The 19,860-nt window shown below is 71.4% G+C and carries 18 protein-coding genes; all 18 read left to right on the top strand.

From position 1 onward, the window contains the following. The first annotated feature begins 92 nt into the window (after positions 1–92). Complete coding sequence (locus EDD39_RS03675; protein WP_123553354.1) at positions 93–1,067, top strand: DMT family transporter; 975 nt, start codon at positions 93–95, stop codon at positions 1,065–1,067. A 351-nt stretch (positions 1,068–1,418) separates the two neighbouring features. Then, positions 1,419–1,778, top strand: a complete 360-nt coding sequence (locus EDD39_RS03670; RefSeq protein WP_014137597.1) for an NADH-quinone oxidoreductase subunit A — start codon at positions 1,419–1,421, stop codon at positions 1,776–1,778. A 65-nt stretch (positions 1,779–1,843) separates the two neighbouring features. Continuing rightward, on the top strand, positions 1,844–2,398 hold the full coding sequence (locus EDD39_RS03665; protein WP_123553353.1) for a NuoB/complex I 20 kDa subunit family protein: 555 nt from the start codon (positions 1,844–1,846) through the stop codon (positions 2,396–2,398). Next, complete coding sequence (locus EDD39_RS03660; protein ID WP_123553352.1) at positions 2,395–3,117, top strand: NADH-quinone oxidoreductase subunit C; 723 nt, start codon at positions 2,395–2,397, stop codon at positions 3,115–3,117. The genes EDD39_RS03665 and EDD39_RS03660 overlap by 4 nt, the downstream gene beginning before the upstream one ends. Further along, the gene (locus EDD39_RS03655; RefSeq protein ID WP_123553351.1) at positions 3,117–4,445 is read left to right on the top strand and encodes an NADH-quinone oxidoreductase subunit D; all 1,329 of its coding nucleotides are present in this window, start codon (positions 3,117–3,119) and stop codon (positions 4,443–4,445) included. Before EDD39_RS03660 ends, EDD39_RS03655 begins: the two co-directional genes overlap by 1 nt. A gap of 17 nt (positions 4,446–4,462) precedes the next feature. After that, a complete protein-coding gene (nuoE, locus tag EDD39_RS03650; protein WP_123560109.1) occupies positions 4,463–5,182 on the top strand; it encodes an NADH-quinone oxidoreductase subunit NuoE in 720 nt (239 codons plus the stop codon). Next, the gene (nuoF, locus tag EDD39_RS03645; protein ID WP_123553350.1) at positions 5,182–6,540 is read left to right on the top strand and encodes an NADH-quinone oxidoreductase subunit NuoF; all 1,359 of its coding nucleotides are present in this window, start codon (positions 5,182–5,184) and stop codon (positions 6,538–6,540) included. Before nuoE ends, nuoF begins: the two co-directional genes overlap by 1 nt. Further along, positions 6,537–8,978 (top strand): NADH-quinone oxidoreductase subunit G, encoded by a 2,442-nt coding sequence (locus EDD39_RS03640; protein WP_123553349.1) that lies wholly within the window; start codon positions 6,537–6,539, stop codon positions 8,976–8,978. Before nuoF ends, EDD39_RS03640 begins: the two co-directional genes overlap by 4 nt. Next, the gene (nuoH, locus tag EDD39_RS03635; protein ID WP_123553348.1) at positions 8,975–10,306 is read left to right on the top strand and encodes an NADH-quinone oxidoreductase subunit NuoH; all 1,332 of its coding nucleotides are present in this window, start codon (positions 8,975–8,977) and stop codon (positions 10,304–10,306) included. Before EDD39_RS03640 ends, nuoH begins: the two co-directional genes overlap by 4 nt. A gap of 6 nt (positions 10,307–10,312) precedes the next feature. Beyond that, positions 10,313–10,894, top strand: coding sequence for an NADH-quinone oxidoreductase subunit NuoI (gene nuoI, locus EDD39_RS03630; RefSeq protein WP_030459080.1), 582 nt, complete (start codon positions 10,313–10,315; stop codon positions 10,892–10,894). Then, entirely contained in the window at positions 10,891–11,742 is an 852-nt protein-coding gene (locus tag EDD39_RS03625) for an NADH-quinone oxidoreductase subunit J (RefSeq protein ID WP_123553347.1), read from the top strand. Before nuoI ends, EDD39_RS03625 begins: the two co-directional genes overlap by 4 nt. Beyond that, the gene (nuoK, locus tag EDD39_RS03620; RefSeq protein WP_123553346.1) at positions 11,739–12,038 is read left to right on the top strand and encodes an NADH-quinone oxidoreductase subunit NuoK; all 300 of its coding nucleotides are present in this window, start codon (positions 11,739–11,741) and stop codon (positions 12,036–12,038) included. The genes EDD39_RS03625 and nuoK overlap by 4 nt, the downstream gene beginning before the upstream one ends. 15 nt (positions 12,039–12,053) lie before the next feature. After that, complete coding sequence (gene nuoL / locus EDD39_RS03615; protein WP_123553345.1) at positions 12,054–13,952, top strand: NADH-quinone oxidoreductase subunit L; 1,899 nt, start codon at positions 12,054–12,056, stop codon at positions 13,950–13,952. Next, positions 13,952–15,589: an NADH-quinone oxidoreductase subunit M gene (locus tag EDD39_RS03610; protein ID WP_123553344.1), complete on the top strand. Its 1,638-nt coding sequence runs from the start codon at positions 13,952–13,954 to the stop codon at positions 15,587–15,589. The genes nuoL and EDD39_RS03610 overlap by 1 nt, the downstream gene beginning before the upstream one ends. Further along, positions 15,589–17,223 (top strand): NADH-quinone oxidoreductase subunit NuoN, encoded by a 1,635-nt coding sequence (gene nuoN, locus EDD39_RS03605; protein WP_123560107.1) that lies wholly within the window; start codon positions 15,589–15,591, stop codon positions 17,221–17,223. Before EDD39_RS03610 ends, nuoN begins: the two co-directional genes overlap by 1 nt. A gap of 144 nt (positions 17,224–17,367) precedes the next feature. Continuing rightward, on the top strand, positions 17,368–17,952 hold the full coding sequence (locus EDD39_RS03600; protein WP_123553343.1) for a Uma2 family endonuclease: 585 nt from the start codon (positions 17,368–17,370) through the stop codon (positions 17,950–17,952). A gap of 151 nt (positions 17,953–18,103) precedes the next feature. Further along, on the top strand, positions 18,104–19,117 hold the full coding sequence (locus EDD39_RS03595) for a polyprenyl synthetase family protein (protein WP_123553342.1): 1,014 nt from the start codon (positions 18,104–18,106) through the stop codon (positions 19,115–19,117). A gap of 59 nt (positions 19,118–19,176) precedes the next feature. Next, on the top strand, positions 19,177–19,836 hold the full coding sequence (locus EDD39_RS03590; RefSeq protein ID WP_279633996.1) for a LuxR C-terminal-related transcriptional regulator: 660 nt from the start codon (positions 19,177–19,179) through the stop codon (positions 19,834–19,836). The last annotated feature ends 24 nt before the right edge of the window (positions 19,837–19,860 follow it).

The raw sequence follows: 19,860 nt of genomic DNA, 5'->3' as shown, positions 1-19,860 counted from the left end.
CCCGCCGCCTTCCGGGTGCGGGACAGTGGCGGCTTCCGAGTGTCCCGTCCGATGGTGCACGGGCCCCCGTCGAGTGTTCCGGGAGCCGTGCCGTGGCCGTCGTATCGATCGAAGCCCGTCCGCAACTGCTGCGCGACCTGCCGTTGTTGGCGGTGGCGGTGGTGTGGGGGTCGAGTTTCTGGGCGGTCCGGCAGGTGGCGGAGGACCGGACGGTGGTGGCGGTGCTGGTGTTGCGGTTCGGGGTGGTGCTGCCGGTGCTGGGGGTGGTGGCGTGGCGGCGGTTGCGGGGGTTGTCGTTCGCGCAGTGGGGTGGCGGGGCGGTGCTGGGGGTGGTGCTGGGGGCGGTGTTCCTGCTGGAGACGTACGGGGTGGTGCACACGTCGGCGACCAACGCGGGGCTGGTGATCAGTCTGACGATGGTGTTCACGCCGCTCGCGGAGGCGGTGCTGCGGCGGTCGGCGCCGCCGGTGGGGTTCCTGGCGGCGGTGGGGGTGTCGGTGCTGGGGGTGGCGCTGCTGACGGGGCTGCGGGCGCCGTCGGTGGGTGACCTGCTGGTGCTGGGGGCGGCGGTGGCGCGGACGGTGAACGTGTTGGCGACGGCCCGGCTGCGGTCGGTGCGCGGGGTGGACGCGCTGGCCCTGACCTGGGTCCAACTCGCTTTCGCCACGGTGGTGTTCGCCCTGGCGGCGCCGTTCGCGGGGCCCTCGCCGCTGGCGGTGGCGGCGTCCTTCGACGTGGCCCGCTGGGGGCTGCTGCTGTACCTGTCGCTGCTGTGCACGCTGTTCGCGTTCTTCGTGCAGCTGTGGGCGGTGCGGGCGACCTCGCCGTCGCGGGTGAGCCTGCTGCTGGGCACCGAGCCGCTGTGGGCGGCGCTGTGCGGGGTGCTGCTGGCGGGGGACCGGCCGGGGCGGCTGGCGCTGCTGGGGGCGGTGGCGGTGCTGGTGGGCACCGAGTGGGGGCGGCGGCGGGCGCCGCGGTTCCCGGCGGCCGGCCGAGAGCTTGTGAACGAAGGGTCAAGCGGCCGTCACTCCGGGTCCACCGGGCGAGTGAGATCCACTACCACGTAAACCGGATCACTCCGAAATTTGCCCTGACCGCCGCAGAATTGATATAGGGCGTGGCCGAACAGCAGCCGTTTGCCCCCGGGTTGCGACTGTATGTGGCCAATTGCCCACATCGGGTGGAACGGTGGTGATCGATCCGCCTTCGCGGGCTTCGTCGGGTGGCGAAGATCACAAAGATCATCGGGAACTGCGTGTCGCAGATCACAAGCGGACAGGCATAGGATGCGCTCCAACCTGGCTTTGTGAACTGCCTCACATGAAGCCGGATCCCACGAAGTGGATCATCATTTCACCCTTGGTGACCTGGTGGTTCCGATCTGCAGTCAAGGACGACTGGACGGAGGGAGCGGGGCTATGAATGCCTACGCGCCGATCCTCGTACTCGGTGCCATCGCGGCGGCGTTCGCGGTCGGCTCCGTCGTGATGGCCTCGCTCACCGGCCCGAAGCGCTACAACCGGGCCAAGTTGGAGGCGTACGAGTGCGGTATCGAACCGACCCCGCAGCCGGTGGGCGGCGGTCGGTTCCCGATCAAGTACTACCTGACGGCGATGCTGTTCATCGTCTTCGACATCGAGATCGTCTTCCTCTACCCCTGGGCGGTCAGCTTCGACGCCCTGGGGATCTTCGGGCTGGTCGAGATGCTCCTGTTCATCGCCACCGTGTTCGTCGCCTACGCCTACGTCTGGCGCCGCGGCGGCCTGGAGTGGGACTGACCACCGGCTGCCGTTTGTGAACGGGCGGACAAGCCAACGGACTCGAGGGCATTGAGAGGGAACTGATGGGTATCGAGGAGAAGCTGCCGAGCGGCTTCCTACTCACCAGCGTGGAGGCCGCCGCGGGCTGGGTGCGGAAGGCTTCGGTCTTCCCGGCCACCTTCGGTCTGGCCTGCTGCGCGATCGAGATGATGACCACCGGCGCGGGCCGCTACGACCTGGCCCGGTTCGGCATGGAGGTCTTCCGGGGCTCGCCCCGGCAGGCCGACCTGATGATCGTGGCCGGCCGGGTCAGCCAGAAGATGGCGCCGGTGCTGCGGCAGGTCTACGACCAGATGCCGAACCCGAAGTGGGTCATCTCGATGGGCGTGTGCGCCTCCTCCGGCGGCATGTTCAACAACTACGCGATCGTCCAGGGCGTCGACCACATCGTCCCCGTCGACATCTACCTGCCGGGCTGCCCGCCCCGCCCGGAGATGCTGCTGGACGCGATCGTCAAGCTGCACGAGAAGATCCAGCACGAGAAGCTCGGCGTGAACCGCCGCCGGGCCGAGGAGGAGGCCGAGCGCGTCGCGCTGGCGGCCACCCCCACCAGCGAGATGCGGGGGCTGCTGCGATGAGCGACTCCGACCAGCCCGGGCAGCGGCCCGAGGTGCCCGCGACCCGGCGGGAGATCCCGGTCGAGGTGGTCGGCCGCCGACAGGGCATGTTCGGCGCCCACGGCACCGGCGACACCTCCGGCTTCGGCGGCCTGACCGCGCCGATCGTGCTGCCCGGTCCGAGCGAACGGCCGTACGGCGGCTGGTTCGACGAGGTGGCCGACGAGTTCGAGGGCGCGCTGGAGGAGCAGGGCCTGGACGTGGCGGAGGTGATCGAGAAGACCGTCGTCGACCGCGGCGAGCTGACCTTCCACCTCGACCGCGCGCACCTGCTGAAGGCGGTGCGGATCCTGCGCGACGACCCGGCGCTGCGGTTCGAACTGTGCCTGGGCGTCAGCGGCGTGCACTACCCGCAGGACAAGGGCCGGGAACTGCACGCGGTCTACCACCTGCGCTCGATCACCCACACCCGGCTGATCCGGCTGGAGGTCACCGCACCCGACGCGGACCCGCGCATCCCCTCGGTGGTGAGCGTCTACCCGACCAACGACTGGCACGAGCGGGAGACCTACGACTTCTTCGGCCTGGTCTTCGAGGGCCACCCGGCGCTCACCCGGATCATGATGCCGGACGACTGGCTGGGGCACCCGCAGCGCAAGGACTACCCGCTCGGCGGCATCCCCGTCGAGTACAAGGGCGCCCAGATCCCGGCTCCCGACCAGCGGAGGTCGTACAGCTGATGAGCAGCACCCACTACGAAGCAGGAGCCCGGGAGACCACCGAGGGACGGGTGTTCACCGTCACCGGCGGCGACTGGGGCGAGGTCGCCGAGGCGGTGGCCGGCGCCGACGACGAGCGGATCATCGTCAACATGGGCCCGCAGCACCCGTCCACCCACGGCGTGCTGCGGCTGATCCTGGAGATCGACGGCGAGACGGTCACCGAGGCCCGCTGCGGCATCGGCTACCTGCACACCGGCATCGAGAAGAACATGGAGTTCCGCAACTGGGTGCAGGGCACCACGTTCGTGACGCGGATGGACTACCTCACTCCGCTGTACAACGAGACCGCCTACTGCCTGGCCGTGGAGAAGCTGCTCGGGATCACCGCGGACGTGCCCGAGCGGGCCACCGTGATCCGGGTGCTGATGATGGAGCTCAACCGGATCTCCTCGCACCTGGTGGCGCTGGCCACCGGCGGCATGGAGATCGGCTCCACCACCCTGATGATCTACGGCTTCCGGGACCGCGAGGTCGTGCTCGACATCTTCGAGCTGGTCACCGGCCTGCGGATGAACCACGCCTACGTCCGCCCCGGCGGCCTGGCCCAGGACCTGCCGCCCGGCGCGGTCGACAAGATCCGCGAGGGCGTCAACCTGCTGCGCTCGCGGATGCACGAGTACGACAAGCTGGCCACCGACAACCCGGTGTTCAAGGCCCGGCTGGTCGACGTCGGCTTCCTCGACCTGCCCGGCTGCCTGGCGCTCGGCGCCACCGGCCCGATCCTGCGGGCCACCGGCCTGCCGCACGACCTGCGCAAGTCCGACCCGTACTGCGGCTACGAGACCTACGACTTCGACGTCGCGGTGGCCGACAGCGCGGACTCCTACGGGCGGTTCCTGATCCGCCTGGAGGAGATGAGGCAGTCGCTGCGGATCGTCGAGCAGTGCCTGGAGCGGCTGAGGCCCGGACCGGTCATGGTGGCGGACAAGAAGATCGCCTGGCCGTCCCAACTGGCCGTCGGCCCCGACGGCATGGGCAACTCGCTGGACCACATCCGGAAGATCATGGGCACCTCGATGGAGGCCCTGATCCACCACTTCAAGCTGGTCACCGAGGGCTTCAAGGTCCCGGTCGGACAGGCCTACGCCGCGGTGGAGTCGCCCAAGGGCGAACTCGGCGTGCACGTGGTCAGCGACGGCGGCACCCGGCCCTACCGGGTGCACTTCCGCGACCCGTCCTTCACCAACCTGCAGACGATGGCCGCGATGTGCGAGGGCGGCCCGCTGGCCGACGTGATCGTGGCGGTGGCCGGGATCGACCCGGTGATGGGAGGCGTGGACCGGTGAGCAGCACAGAACTCGGCCTGCCGGCGCTGCCGGCCAAGCCCTACCCGCCGGAGGTGGCGGCCCGACTCGCGGCCGACGCCCGGGAGTTGATCGACCGCTACCCGCAGTCCCGGTCCGCGCTGCTGCCGCTGCTGCACCTGGTGCAGGCCGAGGACGGCTGCGTCACCCCGACCGGGATCCGGTTCTGCGCCGAGCAGTTGGAGCTGACCACCGCCGAGGTCACCGCGGTCGCCACCTTCTACACGATGTACCGGCGGCGCCCGGCCGGCGAGTACCACGTCGGCGTGTGCACCAACACGCTGTGCGCGGTGCTCGGCGGCGACCAGATCTTCGACGAGCTCAAGCAGCACCTCGGGATCGAGAACAACCAGACCACCGAGGACGGCTCGGTCTCGATCGAGCACATCGAGTGCAACGCGGCCTGCGACTACGCGCCCGTGGTGATGGTCAACTGGGAGTTCTTCGACAACCAGACCCCGGACAGCGCCAAGCAGCTGGTCGACCAGCTGCGCGCCGGGCAGGAGGTCCGCCCCACCCGCGGCGCCAAGCTCTGCTCGTTCAAGGAGACCTCCCGGATCCTGGCCGGCTTCGCCGACGGGCGCCCCGGCGCCAACGACGAGTCCGGCGCGGGCGGCGCGCCCTCGCTGGCCGGCCTGCGCCTGGCCAAGGGCGAGGCGCTGCCCGGCACCCCGGGCGCCAAGGTGGTCTCCCCGCGGCACGAAGGGACGGAAGCGTGATGACCTCCGCCGAACCGGCCGAGAAGCTCCTCTCCCCGGTCCTGTCCGCCTCCTGGGACGACCAGCGCCCCTGGACGCTGGAGACCTACCGCCGGCACGGCGGCTACGACGGCCTGCGCGCCGCCCTCGCGATGGCCCCGGACGACGTGATCGCCCTGGTCAAGGACGCGGGCCTGCGCGGACGCGGCGGCGCCGGCTTTCCCACCGGCATGAAGTGGCAGTTCATCCCGCAGAACGACGGCAAGCCGCACTACCTGGTGGTCAACGCCGACGAGTCCGAGCCGGGCACCTGCAAGGACATCCCGCTGCTGTTCGCCAACCCGCACTCGCTGATCGAGGGCATGATCATCGCCTCGTACGCGATCCGCTGCGAGCACGCCTTCGTCTACCTGCGCGGCGAGGTCGTCCCGGTGCTGCGCCGCCTGCAGGCGGCCGTCGCCGAGGCGTACGAGGCCGGGTACCTCGGCAAGGACGTCCAGGGCTCCGGCATCAACCTGGACATCACCGTGCACGCCGGCGCCGGCGCGTACATCTGCGGCGAGGAGACCGCGCTGCTCGACTCGCTGGAGGGCCGCCGCGGCCAGCCCCGGCTGCGCCCGCCGTTCCCGGCGATCGCCGGCCTGTACGCCTGCCCGACGGTGGTGAACAACGTCGAGTCGATCGCCTCGGTGCCGCCGATCCTGGCCCGCGGCAAGGACTGGTTCAAGTCGCTGGGCACCGAGAAGTCGCCCGGCTTCACGCTGTACTCGCTCTCCGGGCACGTCACCAACCCCGGCCAGTACGAGGCGCCGCTCGGCATCACGCTGCGCCAGCTGCTGGAGATCACCGGCGGCGTCCGGGCCGGGCACCGGCTCAAGTTCTGGACGCCGGGCGGCTCCTCGACCCCGATGTTCACCGACGAGCACCTCGACGTCCCGCTGGACTACGAGGGCGTCGGCGCGGCCGGGTCGATGCTCGGCACCAAGGCGCTGCAGGTCTTCGACGAGACCACCTGCGTGGTGCGGGCCGTCACCCGGTGGACCGAGTTCTACGCCCACGAGTCCTGCGGCAAGTGCACCCCGTGCCGCGAGGGCACCTACTGGCTGGTCCAGCTGCTCCGGCGGATCGAGGCCGGACAGGGCGAGGCCGGGGACCTGGAGAAGCTCCTCGACATCGCCGACAACATCAACGGCAAGTCGTTCTGCGCGCTGGGCGACGGCGCGGCCAGCCCGATCGTCTCCTCGCTGCAGCACTTCCGCGCCGAGTACGAGCAGCACCTCAACGAGCACCGCTGCCCGTTCGACCCGGCGGCCTCCACCGTCTGGGCCGACCGGGCCCCCGTCCACGAGTCCGCCACCGAGAGGGAGGTGCACGCGTGACGGTCACGGAGCCTTCCACCCAGACCGATCTGGTCACGCTCACCATCGACGGCGTCGAAGTCAGCGTCCCCAAGGGCACGCTGGTGATCCGCGCCGCCGAGCAGATCGGCACCCAGGTCCCGCGCTTCTGCGACCACCCGCTGCTCGACCCCGTCGGGGCGTGCCGCCAGTGCATCGTGGAGATCGAGGGGCAGCGCAAGCCGGTCGCCTCCTGCACCATCCCGGTCACCGAGGGCATGGTGGTCCGCACCCAGCTGTCCTCCGCGGTCGCCGAGAAGGCGCAGCGCGGCGTGATGGAGCTGCTGCTGATCAACCACCCGCTGGACTGCCCGGTCTGCGACAAGGGCGGCGAGTGCCCGCTGCAGAACCAGGCGATGTCCACCGGCGACCCCGACTCCCGGTTCGACGGCGCCAAGCGGACGTACGAGAAGCCGCTCCCGCTCTCCACCCAGGTGCTGCTGGACCGCGAGCGCTGCGTGCTGTGCGCCCGCTGCACCCGGTTCTCGCAACAGATCGCCGGCGACCCGTTCATCGACCTGGTCGAGCGCGGCGCGCTCCAGCAGGTCGGCACCGGCGCGGACCAGCCGCTGGACTCGTACTTCTCCGGCAACACCATCCAGATCTGCCCGGTCGGCGCGCTCACCTCCGCCGCCTACCGGTTCCGCTCCCGCCCGTTCGACCTGGTGTCCTCCCCGTCGGTGTGCGAGCACTGCTCGGCCGGCTGCGGGCAGCGCACCGACCACCGGCGCGGCAAGGTGCTGCGGCGCCTGGCCGGCAACGAGCCGGAGGTCAACGAGGAGTGGAACTGCGACAAGGGCCGGTTCGCGTTCCGCTACGCCCAGCAGCGCGACCGGTTCACCACGCCGATGGTCCGGCAGGACGGCGAACTCGTCGCCGCCTCCTGGCCGGAGGCGCTGGCCCGGGCCGCCGAGGGGCTGCGCGGCGCCCGCGCCGGGGTGCTCGCGGGCGGCCGGGTGACCGTCGAGGACGCGTACGGCTACGGCAAGTTCGCCCGCCTCGCGCTCGGCACCAACGACGTCGACTTCCGCGCCCGGCCGCACAGCGGCGAGGAGGCCGACTTCCTGGCCGCGGCCGTCGCCGGGCACGGGGTCGACCTGGACGGGGACGCCGTCTCCTACCGCTCCCTCGAAGCCGCACCGGCCGTGCTGCTGGTCGGACTGGAGGCCGAGGAGGAGGCGCCGATCGTCTTCCTGCGGCTGCGCAAGGCCAACCGGGCCGCCGGGCTGCGGGTGTTCTCGATCGCCTCGCACGCCACCCGCGGCCTGGCCAAGCTGCGCGGCGCGCTGCTGCCCGCCGCCCCCGGCACCGAGGTCGAGTGGCTGGCCGCGCTGGCCGGCGAGGAGGTGCTCGCCGACGACGCCGGGCGCTGCGCGGACGCGCTGCGCTCGCCGGGCGCGGTGGTGCTGGTCGGCGAGCGGCTCGCGCAGACCGCGGGCGGCCTGAGCGCCGCGCTGCGCCTGGCGCACGCCACCGGGGCGAAGCTCGCCTGGGTGCCGCGCCGGGCCGGTGAGCGCGGCGCCGTCGAGGCGGGCGCGCTGCCCGGGCTGCTGCCCGGCGGCCGGTCCGTCGCGGTGCCCGCCGCCCGGGCCGAGGCGGCCGCGCACTGGGGCGTCGCCGAACTGCCGTCCCGCCCCGGCCGCGACACCGGCCAGATCCTGGCCGCCGCGGTGGCGGGCGAGTTGGACGCGCTGGTGGTCGGCGGCGTCGGCCTGGACGACCTGCCGGACCCGGCGCTCGCCGACGAGGCCCTGGCCCGGGCCGGGTTCGTGCTCTCGCTGGAGCTGCGCCCGTCCGCGGTCACCGCGCACGCCGACGTGGTGCTGCCGGTCGCGGCGGTCGCCGAGAAGGCCGGCACCTTCCTGGACTGGGAGGGCCGGGTCCGGATGTTCGAACCGGCGCTCAAGCCCGACCAGTTGATGCAGCGCCACCTGCACGCCGACGTCCGGGTGCTGAACATGGTCGCGGACGCGCTGGACCGGCCGATCGGCCTGCCCGACGTCCGGGCGGCCCGCCTGGAGCTGGACCGTTTCGCCCCGTGGACGGGCGACCGCCCGGCGGCGCCCGCCGCGCACCCCGCGGTGCTGCCCCGCCCGGCCACCGGGCAGGCCGTGCTGGCCGGGCACCGGATGCTGCTGGACAACGGCACCCTCCAGGAGGGCGACGAGCACCTGGCGGGCACCCGGCACGCCGCGGTGGCCCGGCTGTCCGCCGCCACCGCCGCCGAGGTCGGCGCGACGGCGGCGCTGCGGGTCACCGGCCCGGCCGGGTCGCTGACCCTGCCGCTGGAGATCACCGACGCGATGCCGGACCGCACGGTCTGGCTGCCGCTCAACTCGACGCCGGACGGCGGCGCGTACCGCGCGCTCGGCACCACGGTCGGCCACCTGGTCACCATCGCCCCGGCGGAGGAGTCATGAGGGTCCTTGCTGCTGCCGACACGCTCGGCTTCTTCGGCCGCGACCCGTGGTGGCTGGTGCTGCTGAAGGCGGTGTTCTGCTTCGCGTTCCTGGTCCTGACGGTGCTGATCGCCATCGTCTGGGAGCGCAAGGTGGTCGCCTGGATGCAGCTGCGGATCGGCCCGAACCGGCACGGCCCGTGGGGCATGCTGCAGTCGCTGGCCGACGGCGTGAAGCTGGCGCTGAAGGAAGACCTGGTGGTCAAGGGCGCCGACAAGGCGGTCTACGTGCTGGCGCCGATCGTCGCGGCGATCCCCGCGTTCATGGCGTTCGCGGTGATCCCGTTCGGCCCGGCGGACAACGAGGTGTCGATCTTCGGCACCCGCACCCCGCTGCAGCTGACCGACCTGCCGATCGCGCTGCTGTACATCCTGGCCACCGCCTCGGTGGGCATCTACGGGATCGTGCTGGCCGGCTGGTCGTCCGGTTCGACGTACCCGCTGCTGGGCGGCATCCGCTCGTCCGCGCAGATGATCAGCTACGAGATCGCGATGGGCCTGTCGTTCGCGGCGGTGTTCATCTACTCGGGCTCGATGTCGACCTCGGAGATCGTCTCCTCGCAGCAGCCGACCTGGTTCGCGGTGCTGCTGCCGGTGTCGTTCATCGTCTACATCATCGCCATGGTCGGCGAGACCAACCGGGCGCCGTTCGACCTCCCGGAGGCCGAGGGCGAGCTGGTCGGCGGCTTCAACACCGAGTACTCCTCGCTGAAGTTCGCGATGTTCATGCTGGCCGAGTACGTCAACATGGTCACCGTCTCGGCGGTCGCCTCCACGCTGTTCCTGGGCGGCTGGCGCGCCCCGTGGCCGGTGTCCGCCTTCTGGGAGGGCGCCAACCACGGCTGGTGGCCGATGCTGTGGATCGTGCTGAAGATCCAGCTGCTGCTGTTCTTCTTCATCTGGCTGCGCGGCACCCTGCCCCGGCTCCGCTACGACCAGTTCATGAAGCTCGGCTGGAAGGTGCTCATCCCGGTCTCGCTGGTGTGGCTGGTGATGGTCTCCACGGTGCGGGCGCTGCGCAACGAGGGCTACGACTTCGCCAACGTGGTGCTGTACGTGGGGGCGCCGCTGGCGGTGGTCCTGCTGATCGCGCTGGTGGTGGACCTGGTGCGCAAGAAGCCCGCCGGGCCGCCCGCGGCCGCCGCCGAGCCGGCCTTCGACCCGATGGCCGGGGGCTACCCCGTCCCGCCGCTGCCCGGGCAGGAACTGCCGCCCGTGCCGCGCCGACGCCGCCGGACCCCGCAACTCCAGGACGCCCTCAACGGGGCCGACCATTCCGAAGGGAGCTGATCCGAGATGCCTGACGAACCGTCAGAGAAGTCGATCCTCGGGCCGGCCGCCGGCTTCGGCGTGACCTTCAAGGCCATGTTCAAGAAGCGGCTCACCGAGCAGTACCCGGAGTACAAGAAGCCCACCGCTCCGCGCTTCCACGGCCGCCACCAGCTGAACCGGCACCCGGACGGCCTGGAGAAGTGCGTCGGCTGCGAGCTGTGCGCCTGGGCCTGCCCGGCCGACGCGATCTACGTCGAGGGCGCCGACAACCGGGACGAGGAGCGCTACTCGCCCGGCGAGCGGTACGGCGCGGTCTACCAGATCAACTACGCCCGCTGCATCCTGTGCGGGCTGTGCGTCGAGGCGTGCCCGACCCGGGCGCTGACCATGACCAACGAGTACGAGCTCGCGGACTCCAGCCGGCAGGACCTGATCTTCACCAAGGAGCAGCTGCTGGTCGGGCTGTCCGAGGGCATGGTCGACTCCCCGCACTCGATCTTCCCGGGCGCCGACGAGGGCGCCTACTACCGGGGCGAGATCACCGGCGCGGCGCCCGGCACCGTCCGGCAGGAGCGGCACGAGCGGGAGAAGGAGGAGCAGTCATGACCTCCACCGGCGAGGCCGTGCAGTTCTGGGTGCTGGCCGTGATCGCGGTCGGCGGGGCGCTCGGCATGCTGCTGATGAAGAAGGCCGTGCACTCGGCGCTCTGCCTGGCGGCGACCATGCTGTCGCTGGCGGTCTGCTACATGGCGCAGGGCGCGGTGTTCCTCGGCGTGGTGCAGATCGTGGTCTACACCGGCGCGATCATGATGCTGTTCCTGTTCGTGGTGATGCTGGTCGGCGTCTCCTCGGCGGACTCGCTCAAGGAGCAGCTGAAGGGCCAGCGGGTCGCCGCGGTGCTCTGCGGCCTGGGCTTCGGCGTGCTGCTGATCGCCGGCCTGGCCAACGCGCACCTGCGCGACTTCACCGGCCTGTCCGCGGCGAACGCCGAGGGCAACGTGCAGGGCCTGGCCCGGCTGATCTTCACCAAGTACGTGTGGGCGTTCGAGGTGACCGGCGCGCTGCTGATCACCGCGGCGATCGGCGCGATGGTGCTGACCCACCGCGAGAAGGTCAAGGCGCCGCCGACCCAGCGCCAGCTGGCGGCCCGCCGGGTCGCGGACAACATCCAGGTGCCGCCGCTGCCCGCCCCCGGCGTGTACGCCCGGCACAACGCGGTGGACGTCCCGGCGCTGCTGCCGGACGGCACCGTCGCCGAGGACTCGGTGATGGGCACCCTGCGCGAGCGCGGCCAGGTCCGCGACGTCAGCCAGGAGATGCTGCGGCGGATGGCCGAGCTGGAGGAGACCACGGCCGACTGGCTGGGCCGCCCGTCCTCGGCCCGCCCGCAGGTCGCCGGGCCGCGCCAGGCGCTGGAGACCGTGCCGACCAAGGACAAGGAGGAGGCGGAGTGAACCCGGCCAACTACCTGTACCTCGCCGCGCTGCTGTTCACCATCGGCGCCTCGGGCGTGCTGGTGCGGCGCAACGCGATCGTGCTGTTCATGTGCGTGGAGCTGATGCTGAACGCCTCGAACCTGGCGCTGGTCACCTTCTCCCGGATGCACGGCAACCTGGACGGTCAGATCATCGCGTTCTTCACCATGGTGGTCGCGGCTGCCGAGGTCGTGGTCGGCCTCGCCATCATCGTCTCCATCTTCCGGACCAGGCACTCCGCTTCGGTCGACGACAGCAACCTGATGAAGCTGTAGGCGGAGGGCCCCTCAGTGAACTCTCTCATTCCGCTGCTGGTCGCGGCGCCGCTGGCCGGCGCTGCCCTGCTGCTGCTCGGCGGACGGGCCCTGGACCGGTTCGGGCACTGGATCGCGGTCCTGCTGGCCGCGCTCTCCTTCGCCTTCGGACTGGCCCTGTTCGCGGACATGCTCGGCCGGGACGCCGAGCACCGCGCCGTCACCGAGCGGCTGTTCAGCTGGATCCCGGTCGACGGCTTCCAGGCCGACGTCTCCTTCCAGCTCGACCAACTCTCGATCACCTTCGTCCTGCTGATCACCGGCGTCGGCACCCTGATCCACCTGTACTCGGTGGGCTACATGGCGCACGACGAGCGCCGCCGCCGCTTCTTCGCCTACCTGAACCTGTTCCTGGCCGCCATGCTGGTGCTGGTTCTCGCCGACAACTACCTGCTGCTGTACGTGGGTTGGGAGGGCGTCGGCCTGGCGTCCTACCTGCTGATCGGGTTCTGGCAGCACAAGCCGAGCGCCGCGACGGCCGCCAAGAAGGCGTTCATCGTCAACCGGGTCGGCGACATGGGCCTGTCGATCGCCATCATGCTGATGTTCGTCGAGTTCGGCTCCTTCGCCTTCCAGCCGGTGTTCGCCACCGCGGACCAGGCCAGCGAGGGCAAGCTCACCGCGATCGGCCTGATGCTGCTGCTGGCCGCCTGCGGCAAGTCCGCGCAGGTGCCGCTGCAGTCCTGGCTGGGCGACGCGATGGAGGGCCCGACCCCGGTCTCCGCCCTCATCCACGCGGCCACCATGGTCACCGCCGGCGTCTACCTGATCGTCCGCTCCGGCGCGGTCTTCGACCTGGCGCCGGACGCGCAGACCGCCGTGGTGGTGGTCGGCGCGGTGACGCTGCTGTTCGGTGCGATCGTCGGTTGCGCCAAGGACGACATCAAGAAGGCGCTGGCCGGCTCGACCATGTCGCAGATCGGCTACATGATCATGGCGGCGGGGCTGGGCCCGATCGGCTACGCCTTCGCCATCATGCACCTGGTCACCCACGGCTTCTTCAAGGCCGGGATGTTCCTCGGCGCCGGGTCGGTCATGCACGGCATGAACGACGAGGTGAACATGCGGCACTACGGCGGCCTGCGGAAGTACATGCCGGTCACCTTCGCCACCTTCGGCCTCGGCTACCTGGCGATCATCGGCTTCCCGGGCCTGTCCGGCTTCTTCTCCAAGGACAAGATCATCGAGGCGGCGTTCGCCAAGGGCGGCACCGAGGGCTGGATCCTCGGCCTGTGCGCCCTGATCGGCGCCGCGGTCACCGCGTTCTACATGACCCGGGTGATGGTGCTGACCTTCTTCGGCGAGAAGCGCTGGCAGCCGGACCCGGAGACCGGCGAGGCGCCGCACCCGCACGAGTCCCCGAAGACGATGACCGCCCCGATGGTCGTGCTGGCCTTCGGCTCGGTCTTCGCCGGCGGCCTGTTCGCCTACGGCAGCTCCTTCGTCCACTGGCTGGAGCCGGTCACCGGCCACGCCGAGGGCGACTCGCCGCTGTCCCCGCTCGTGGTCAGCCTGATCGCCACCGTCTGCATGCTGGCGGGCGCGGGCCTGGCCTGGCAGATGTACGGCCGCAGCCCCGTCCCGGTCAAGGCGCCGATCGGCTCGCCGCTCACCCGGGCCGCCCGCCGCGACCTGCTCCAGGACGACTTCAACCACGCCGTCCTGGTCCGTCCCGGCACCGCGCTGGCCGCCACCCTGGTCTGGTTCGACAGCCGGGGCCTGGACGGCTTCGTCAACGGCCTGGCCGCCGCGATCGGCGGGATCTCCAGCCGGCTGCGCCGGATCCAGACCGGCTACGTCCGCACGTACGCGCTCTCCATGTTCGGCGGCACGCTGGTGCTGGTCGCCTCCACTCTCCTGATGAGGTCGGTCTGATGAGCTACCTCCTCTCCGCCACCTGTGCCGTCCCGGCCGCCGGAGCGGTGCTCACCGCCGCCCTCCCGGCCGGGACCAGCGAGGCCCGGCGGCGCACCACCAAGACCGTGGCGCTGGCGGTCTCCGTCCTCACCCTGGGCCTGGCCGCCGCGATCGCGGCGTCCTACGAACCCGGGGGCGCCCGCTACCAGTTGACCGAGTCCTACTCCTGGATCCGCTCCTTCGGGATCAGCTTCTCGCTCGGCGCGGACGGCATCGGCACCGCGCTGGCGCTGCTCACCGCCGTCCTGGTGCCGGTGGTGATGCTGGCCGGCTGGCACGACGCCACGGAACCCGTCAGCGGCTCCGCCGCGGGGGCCGCCCCGGAGGGCTCGTTCGAGTCCAAGCGGCGCACCCAGGCGTTCTTCGCGCTGATCCTGGCCGTCGAGGCGATGGTGCTGGTGTCCTTCCTGGCCACCGACGTCTTCGTGTTCTACGTGTTCTTCGAAGCCATGCTGATCCCGATGTACTTCCTGATCGGCGGCTTCGGCGACCGGGCCGGCGGCCCGGACGCGGACCGGCAGCGCTCCTACGCGGCCGTCAAGTTCCTGCTGTACAACCTGCTCGGCGGCCTGGTCATGCTGGCCGCCGTGATCGGCCTGTACGTGGTGGCCGCCGACCAGGGGCAGGCGACGTTCAGCCTCACCGGGCTGACCGACGCCATCTCCTCCGGCAAGCTGGTGATCGACCCGAACGCGCAGCGGGCGCTGTTCCTCGGCTTCTTCTTCGCCTTCGCGGTGAAGGCCCCGCTGTGGCCGCTGCACACCTGGCTGCCGAACGCGATGGGCGAGTCCACCGCCGGGACGGCCGTGCTGATCACCGCGGTGGTCGACAAGGTCGGCACCTTCGCCATGCTGCGGTTCTGCCTGGGCCTGTTCCCGGACGCGTCGAAGACCTTCGCCCCGGTGATCATGGTGCTGGCGCTGGTCGGCATCGTCTACGGCGCGCTGGTGGCGATCGGCCAGAAGGACATCAAGCGCCTGGTCGCCTACGCGTCGATCTCGCACTTCGGGTTCATCATCCTGGGCATCTTCGCGATGACCAGCCAGGGCCAGTCCGGCGCGACCCTCTACATGGTCAACCACGGCATCTCCACCGCCGTCTGGATGCTGGTGGCGGGCTTCCTGATCTCCCGCCGCGGCTCCCGCCTGATCGCCGACTACGGCGGCGTGCAGAAGGTCGCCCCGGTGCTGGCCGGCACCTTCCTGATCGGCGGCCTGGCGACGCTGTCGCTGCCCGGGATGGCCCCGTTCGTCAGCGAGTTCCTGGTCCTGGTCGGCACCTTCAGCCGGTACCCGGCGATCGGCGTCGTCGCCACCTTCGGCATCGTGCTGGCCGCGCTGTACGCGCTGCTGCTGTACCAGCGCACCATGACCGGCCCGGTGAAGGCCCCGGTCGAGGGGATGCCCGACCTGAAGGCCCGTGAACTGGCCGTCGTGGCCCCGCTGGTGGCCCTGACCCTGCTGCTCGGCGTCTACCCGAAGCCGCTCACCGACCTGGTGAACCCGGCCGTCAACGACACCCTCAGCCAGGTCCACCGCACCGACCCGGCGCCGGCCCACCCGGCCGTCGCCGCCAACGGAGGTGAGCAGAAGTGATGCCCGTCCACGCGCTGGCCGCCGCCGGCGGCAACAGCCCGAGCATCCCCGCCCCGCACATCGAGTACGGCCAGCTCTCCCCGATGCTGGTGGTGTTCGGCGCCGCGGTGCTCGGCATCCTGGTCGAGGCGTTCCTGCCGCGCCGGCTGCGGGCCTCCGCCCAGCTGGGCGTCTCGCTGCTCGGCCTCGGCGGCGCCTTCGCCGCCGTGGTGGTGCTCGCCGCGCAGGGCCACGCCACCACCAAGGCGGGCCTGCTGGCGATGGGCGCGGTCGCCATCGACGGCCCCGCGCTGTTCCTGCAGGGCGTGATCCTGCTGACCGCGGTGCTGACCGTGCTCAGCTACGCCGAGGGCCGGCTGGAGCCGCGGATCAACGGCCACCGGATCGACGCGTTCGCCGCCCAGGCCGCGGCCGTCCCCGGCGGCGAGCAGGAGCGCGACGCCACCCGCGAGGGGATGCGCACCACCGAGATCTACCCGCTGACCCTGTTCGCGGTCGGCGGCATGCTGCTCTTCCCGGCCGCCAACGACCTGCTGACCATGTTCGTGGCGCTCGAGGTGCTCTCGCTGCCGCTGTACCTGATGTGCGCGCTGGCCCGGCGCCGCCGGCTGATCTCCCAGGAGGCGGCCGTCAAGTACTTCCTGCTGGGCGCGTTCGCCTCGGCGTTCTTCCTGTTCGGCACGGCCCTGCTGTACGGCTACGCGGGCACGGTGCAGCTCGGCGAGATCGCCGACGTGGTCTCCGGCGTCGCCCCGGTCACCCCGGCGCTGGCCGTCACCACCCAGAACGACGCGCTGCTGCTGATCGGCCTGGCCATGCTGGCCGTCGGCCTGCTGTTCAAGGTCGGCGCGGTGCCGTTCCACTCCTGGACCCCGGACGTCTACCAGGGCGCCCCGACGCCCGTCACCGGGTTCATGGCGGCCGCCACCAAGACCGCCGCGTTCGGCGCCCTGCTGCGGCTGTTCTACGTCGCCTTCCCCGGCCTGCGCTGGGACTGGCGACCGGTGATGTGGGGCGTGGCGATCCTCACCATGGTGGTCGGCTCGATCCTCGCGGTCACCCAGCAGGACGTGAAGCGGCTGCTCGCCTACTCCTCGATCGCGCACGCCGGGTTCATCCTCACCGGCCTGATCGCCACCGACCGGCGCGGCGTCTCCGCGGTGCTGTTCTACCTGCTGGCGTACTCCTTCGTGACGCTCGGCGCGTTCGCCGTGGTCACCCTGGTGCGGGACTCCAAGGGCGAGGCCACCCACCTGTCCAACTGGGCCGGCCTGGGCCGCCGTTCGCCGCTGCTGGCGGCGGTGTTCGCGCTGTTCCTGCTGGCCTTCGCGGGCATTCCGCTGACCTCCGGCTTCACCGGCAAGTTCGCGGTCTTCCAGGCCGCGGCCGAGGGCGGGGCCACCCCGCTGGTCATCGTCGGCGTGCTGTCCTCCGCGGTCGCCGCGTTCTTCTACATCCGGGTCATCGTGCTGATGTTCTTCTCCGACCCGCAGCCCTCCGGCCCCGCCGTGGCGGTGCCCAGCGCGTTCACCGCCACCGCCATCGGCGTCGGCGTGCTGGTCACCCTCGGTCTGGGCCTGCTCCCGCAGTACTTCCTCGACCTGGCCTCCAAGGCCTCGCTGTTCGTCCGCTGACCGGCCCCGGCCGGCCCCCGGCCCCCGCCCGCACCGGGCGGGGGCCGGACTGGCGTTCGGAGGGTGAAGGGTGCGCCGGCGAACCGTTCCGTCACTCATCGCCACCCATAGGCTCGACTCCTACACTGGGTGCAGGAGGTGACCATGACTGCCGAACCGATCGACTGGACGTCCCCGCCCTCGGGAGGCTGGACCTACGACCAGGTCAAGGACCTCGATCTGCCCTTCGAGTTCGACTTGGTGGATGGGGCGATCGTGGTCCGAGGGATGACCAACCAATGGCACGACACCGTGCGGGACAAGCTGTACTTCGCGCTTGAACTGGCCCGCCGGGACCCGTACGAGGTCAACGCCGAACGCTGCGTGCTGATCGACCCCTACAACCCGCCCAAGCCGGACGTGCTGGTCTTCGACCGCACCGGCCTCGACTTCTTCACCATGGAGTGCGTCCCGGTCGCCGCCGTGGCCCTCGCCGTCGAGGTGGTCTCGCAGGGCTCGCGCGGTGACGACAGGTTCCGCAAGCCCGGCATGTACGCCGAGGCGGGCATCCCGTTCTTCTGGCGGGTCGAGCGCGGCGAGGACGGCTCCCCGGTGGTCTACGAGTTCCACCTGGACGCGGAGACCGGCGTCTACGCCCCCGCGCCCGGTACGGCCGTGCACCACGGCAAGTTGAGCACCGCCCTGCCGTACCCCGTCGAGGTGGATCTGGCCCGGATCGTCCCCCGCTGACCAGCGCACTCCCTGCCGGGCCCCGCCACCGGGGAAGTCGGGCCCATGCCCGTGCAGTGATCCACTCCGGACCGGATACGCTGCCTTGTATGTGCATCGGCGGCGCTGAGGGACCGGCCCGCTGGATCGACCAGGGACAGGAGTGGTCAGCGTGACCGTCGTGGGGCCCTTCGGGCTGAGCGTGCAGGACCGCGATCTGACCCGGGACGTCCAGGCCGGGATGGAGGCCGTGGAGGGCGCCCTGGCCGAGGCCGTCAAGAGCGACGTGCCCTTCATCACGGTGACCGCCAGCCACCTGATCGAGGCGGGCGGCAAGCGCTTCCGCCCGCTGCTGGTGATGCTGGCCGCCCAGTTCGGCGACCCGACGGCGCCCGGCGTGGTGCCGTCCGCGGTGGTGGTCGAGCTGACCCACCTCGCCACGCTGTACCACGACGACGTGATGGACGAGGCCCCGGTGCGCCGCGGCGCCCCCAGCGCGAACAGCCGCTGGGACAACTCGGTGGCCATCCTCACCGGCGACTTCCTGTTCTCCCGCGCCTCCCAGGTGCTCTCCGACCTGGGCACCGAGGCGGTCCGGATCCAGTCCGACGCCTTCGAGCGGCTGGTCACCGGCCAGATCCTGGAGACCGCCGGGCCGCGCCCCGAGGACGACCCGCTGCGGCACTACCTGGACGTGCTGTCCGGCAAGACCGGCTCGCTGATCGCGGTGGCCTGCCGCTTCGGCTCCCTGATGGCCGGCGCCGAGCGCTGGATCGTCGACCTGCTCACCCAGTACGGCGAGCGGATCGGCACCGCCTTCCAACTCGCCGACGACGTCCTCGACATCGCCAGCGACGGCCACGAGTCCGGCAAGACCCCCGGCACCGACCTGCGCGAGGGCGTGCCGACCCTGCCGGTGCTGCTGCTGCGCCAGATGCCCGCCGACCCGGCCGACCCCGAGGACGCCCGGCTGCGCGAGCTGCTCGACACCGACCTGGCCGCCGACGACGCCGCGCACGCCGAGGCGCTGCGCCTGCTGCGCCGCCACCCGGCGCTGGAGCGGGCCCGCCGCGAGACGCTGCGCTACGCCGAGGAGGCCCGGGCGCTGCTCGACCCGCTGCCGGACTGTCCGGCCAAGGCCGCCCTGCAGGAGCTGTGCGACACGGTGGCGATCCGCACGATGTAGGCCCGGTCCGGCCGCCGCGGCCCGCGGCCCGGCCGGTCCCCGATAGGGTCGTGCCCATGTTGCGCGTGGTGATCGCCGAGGACTCCGTGCTGCTCCGGGAGGGGCTGACACGACTGCTGACGGACCGTGGGATGGAGGTCGTGGCCGGGGTCGGCGACGGCGAGGCCCTGGTGCGCACGATCGACGGGCTGCACGCGGAGGGCGCCCTGCCCGACGTCGTGGTGGCGGACGTCCGGATGCCGCCGACGCACACCGACGAGGGCGTGCGGGCCTGCGTGGAGCTGCGCGGGCGGTACCCCGGGCTGGGGGTGCTGGTGCTCTCCCAGCACGTCGAGGAGCAGTACGCGAGCGAGCTGCTGGCGGGCTCCACCCGGGGCGTGGGCTACCTGCTGAAGGACCGGGTGGCCGAGGTCCGCGAGTTCGTCGACGCGGTGGCCCGGGTCGCCGAGGGCGGCACCGCGCTGGACCCGGAGGTGGTGCAGCAGCTGCTCAGCCGCAGCCGCCAGGTCGACACGCTGGCCGCCCTGACGCCCCGTGAGCGCGAGGTGCTGGGCCTGATGGCCGAGGGCCGGACCAACGCGGCGATCGCCAAGCAGCTGGTGGTGTCGGACGGCGCGGTGGAGAAGCACGTGTCGAACATCTTCCAGAAGCTGGGTTTGGGACAGAGCCAGGAGGACCACCGGCGGGTTCTCGCGGTGCTCGCCTACCTGGAGTCCTGACCTGGCGGGACCCGCCGCAGCGGT

This window comes from Kitasatospora cineracea, assembly GCF_003751605.1.
Taxonomy (GTDB): domain Bacteria; phylum Actinomycetota; class Actinomycetes; order Streptomycetales; family Streptomycetaceae; genus Kitasatospora; species Kitasatospora cineracea.
This window is presented reverse-complemented; position numbering and strand designations above follow the sequence as displayed.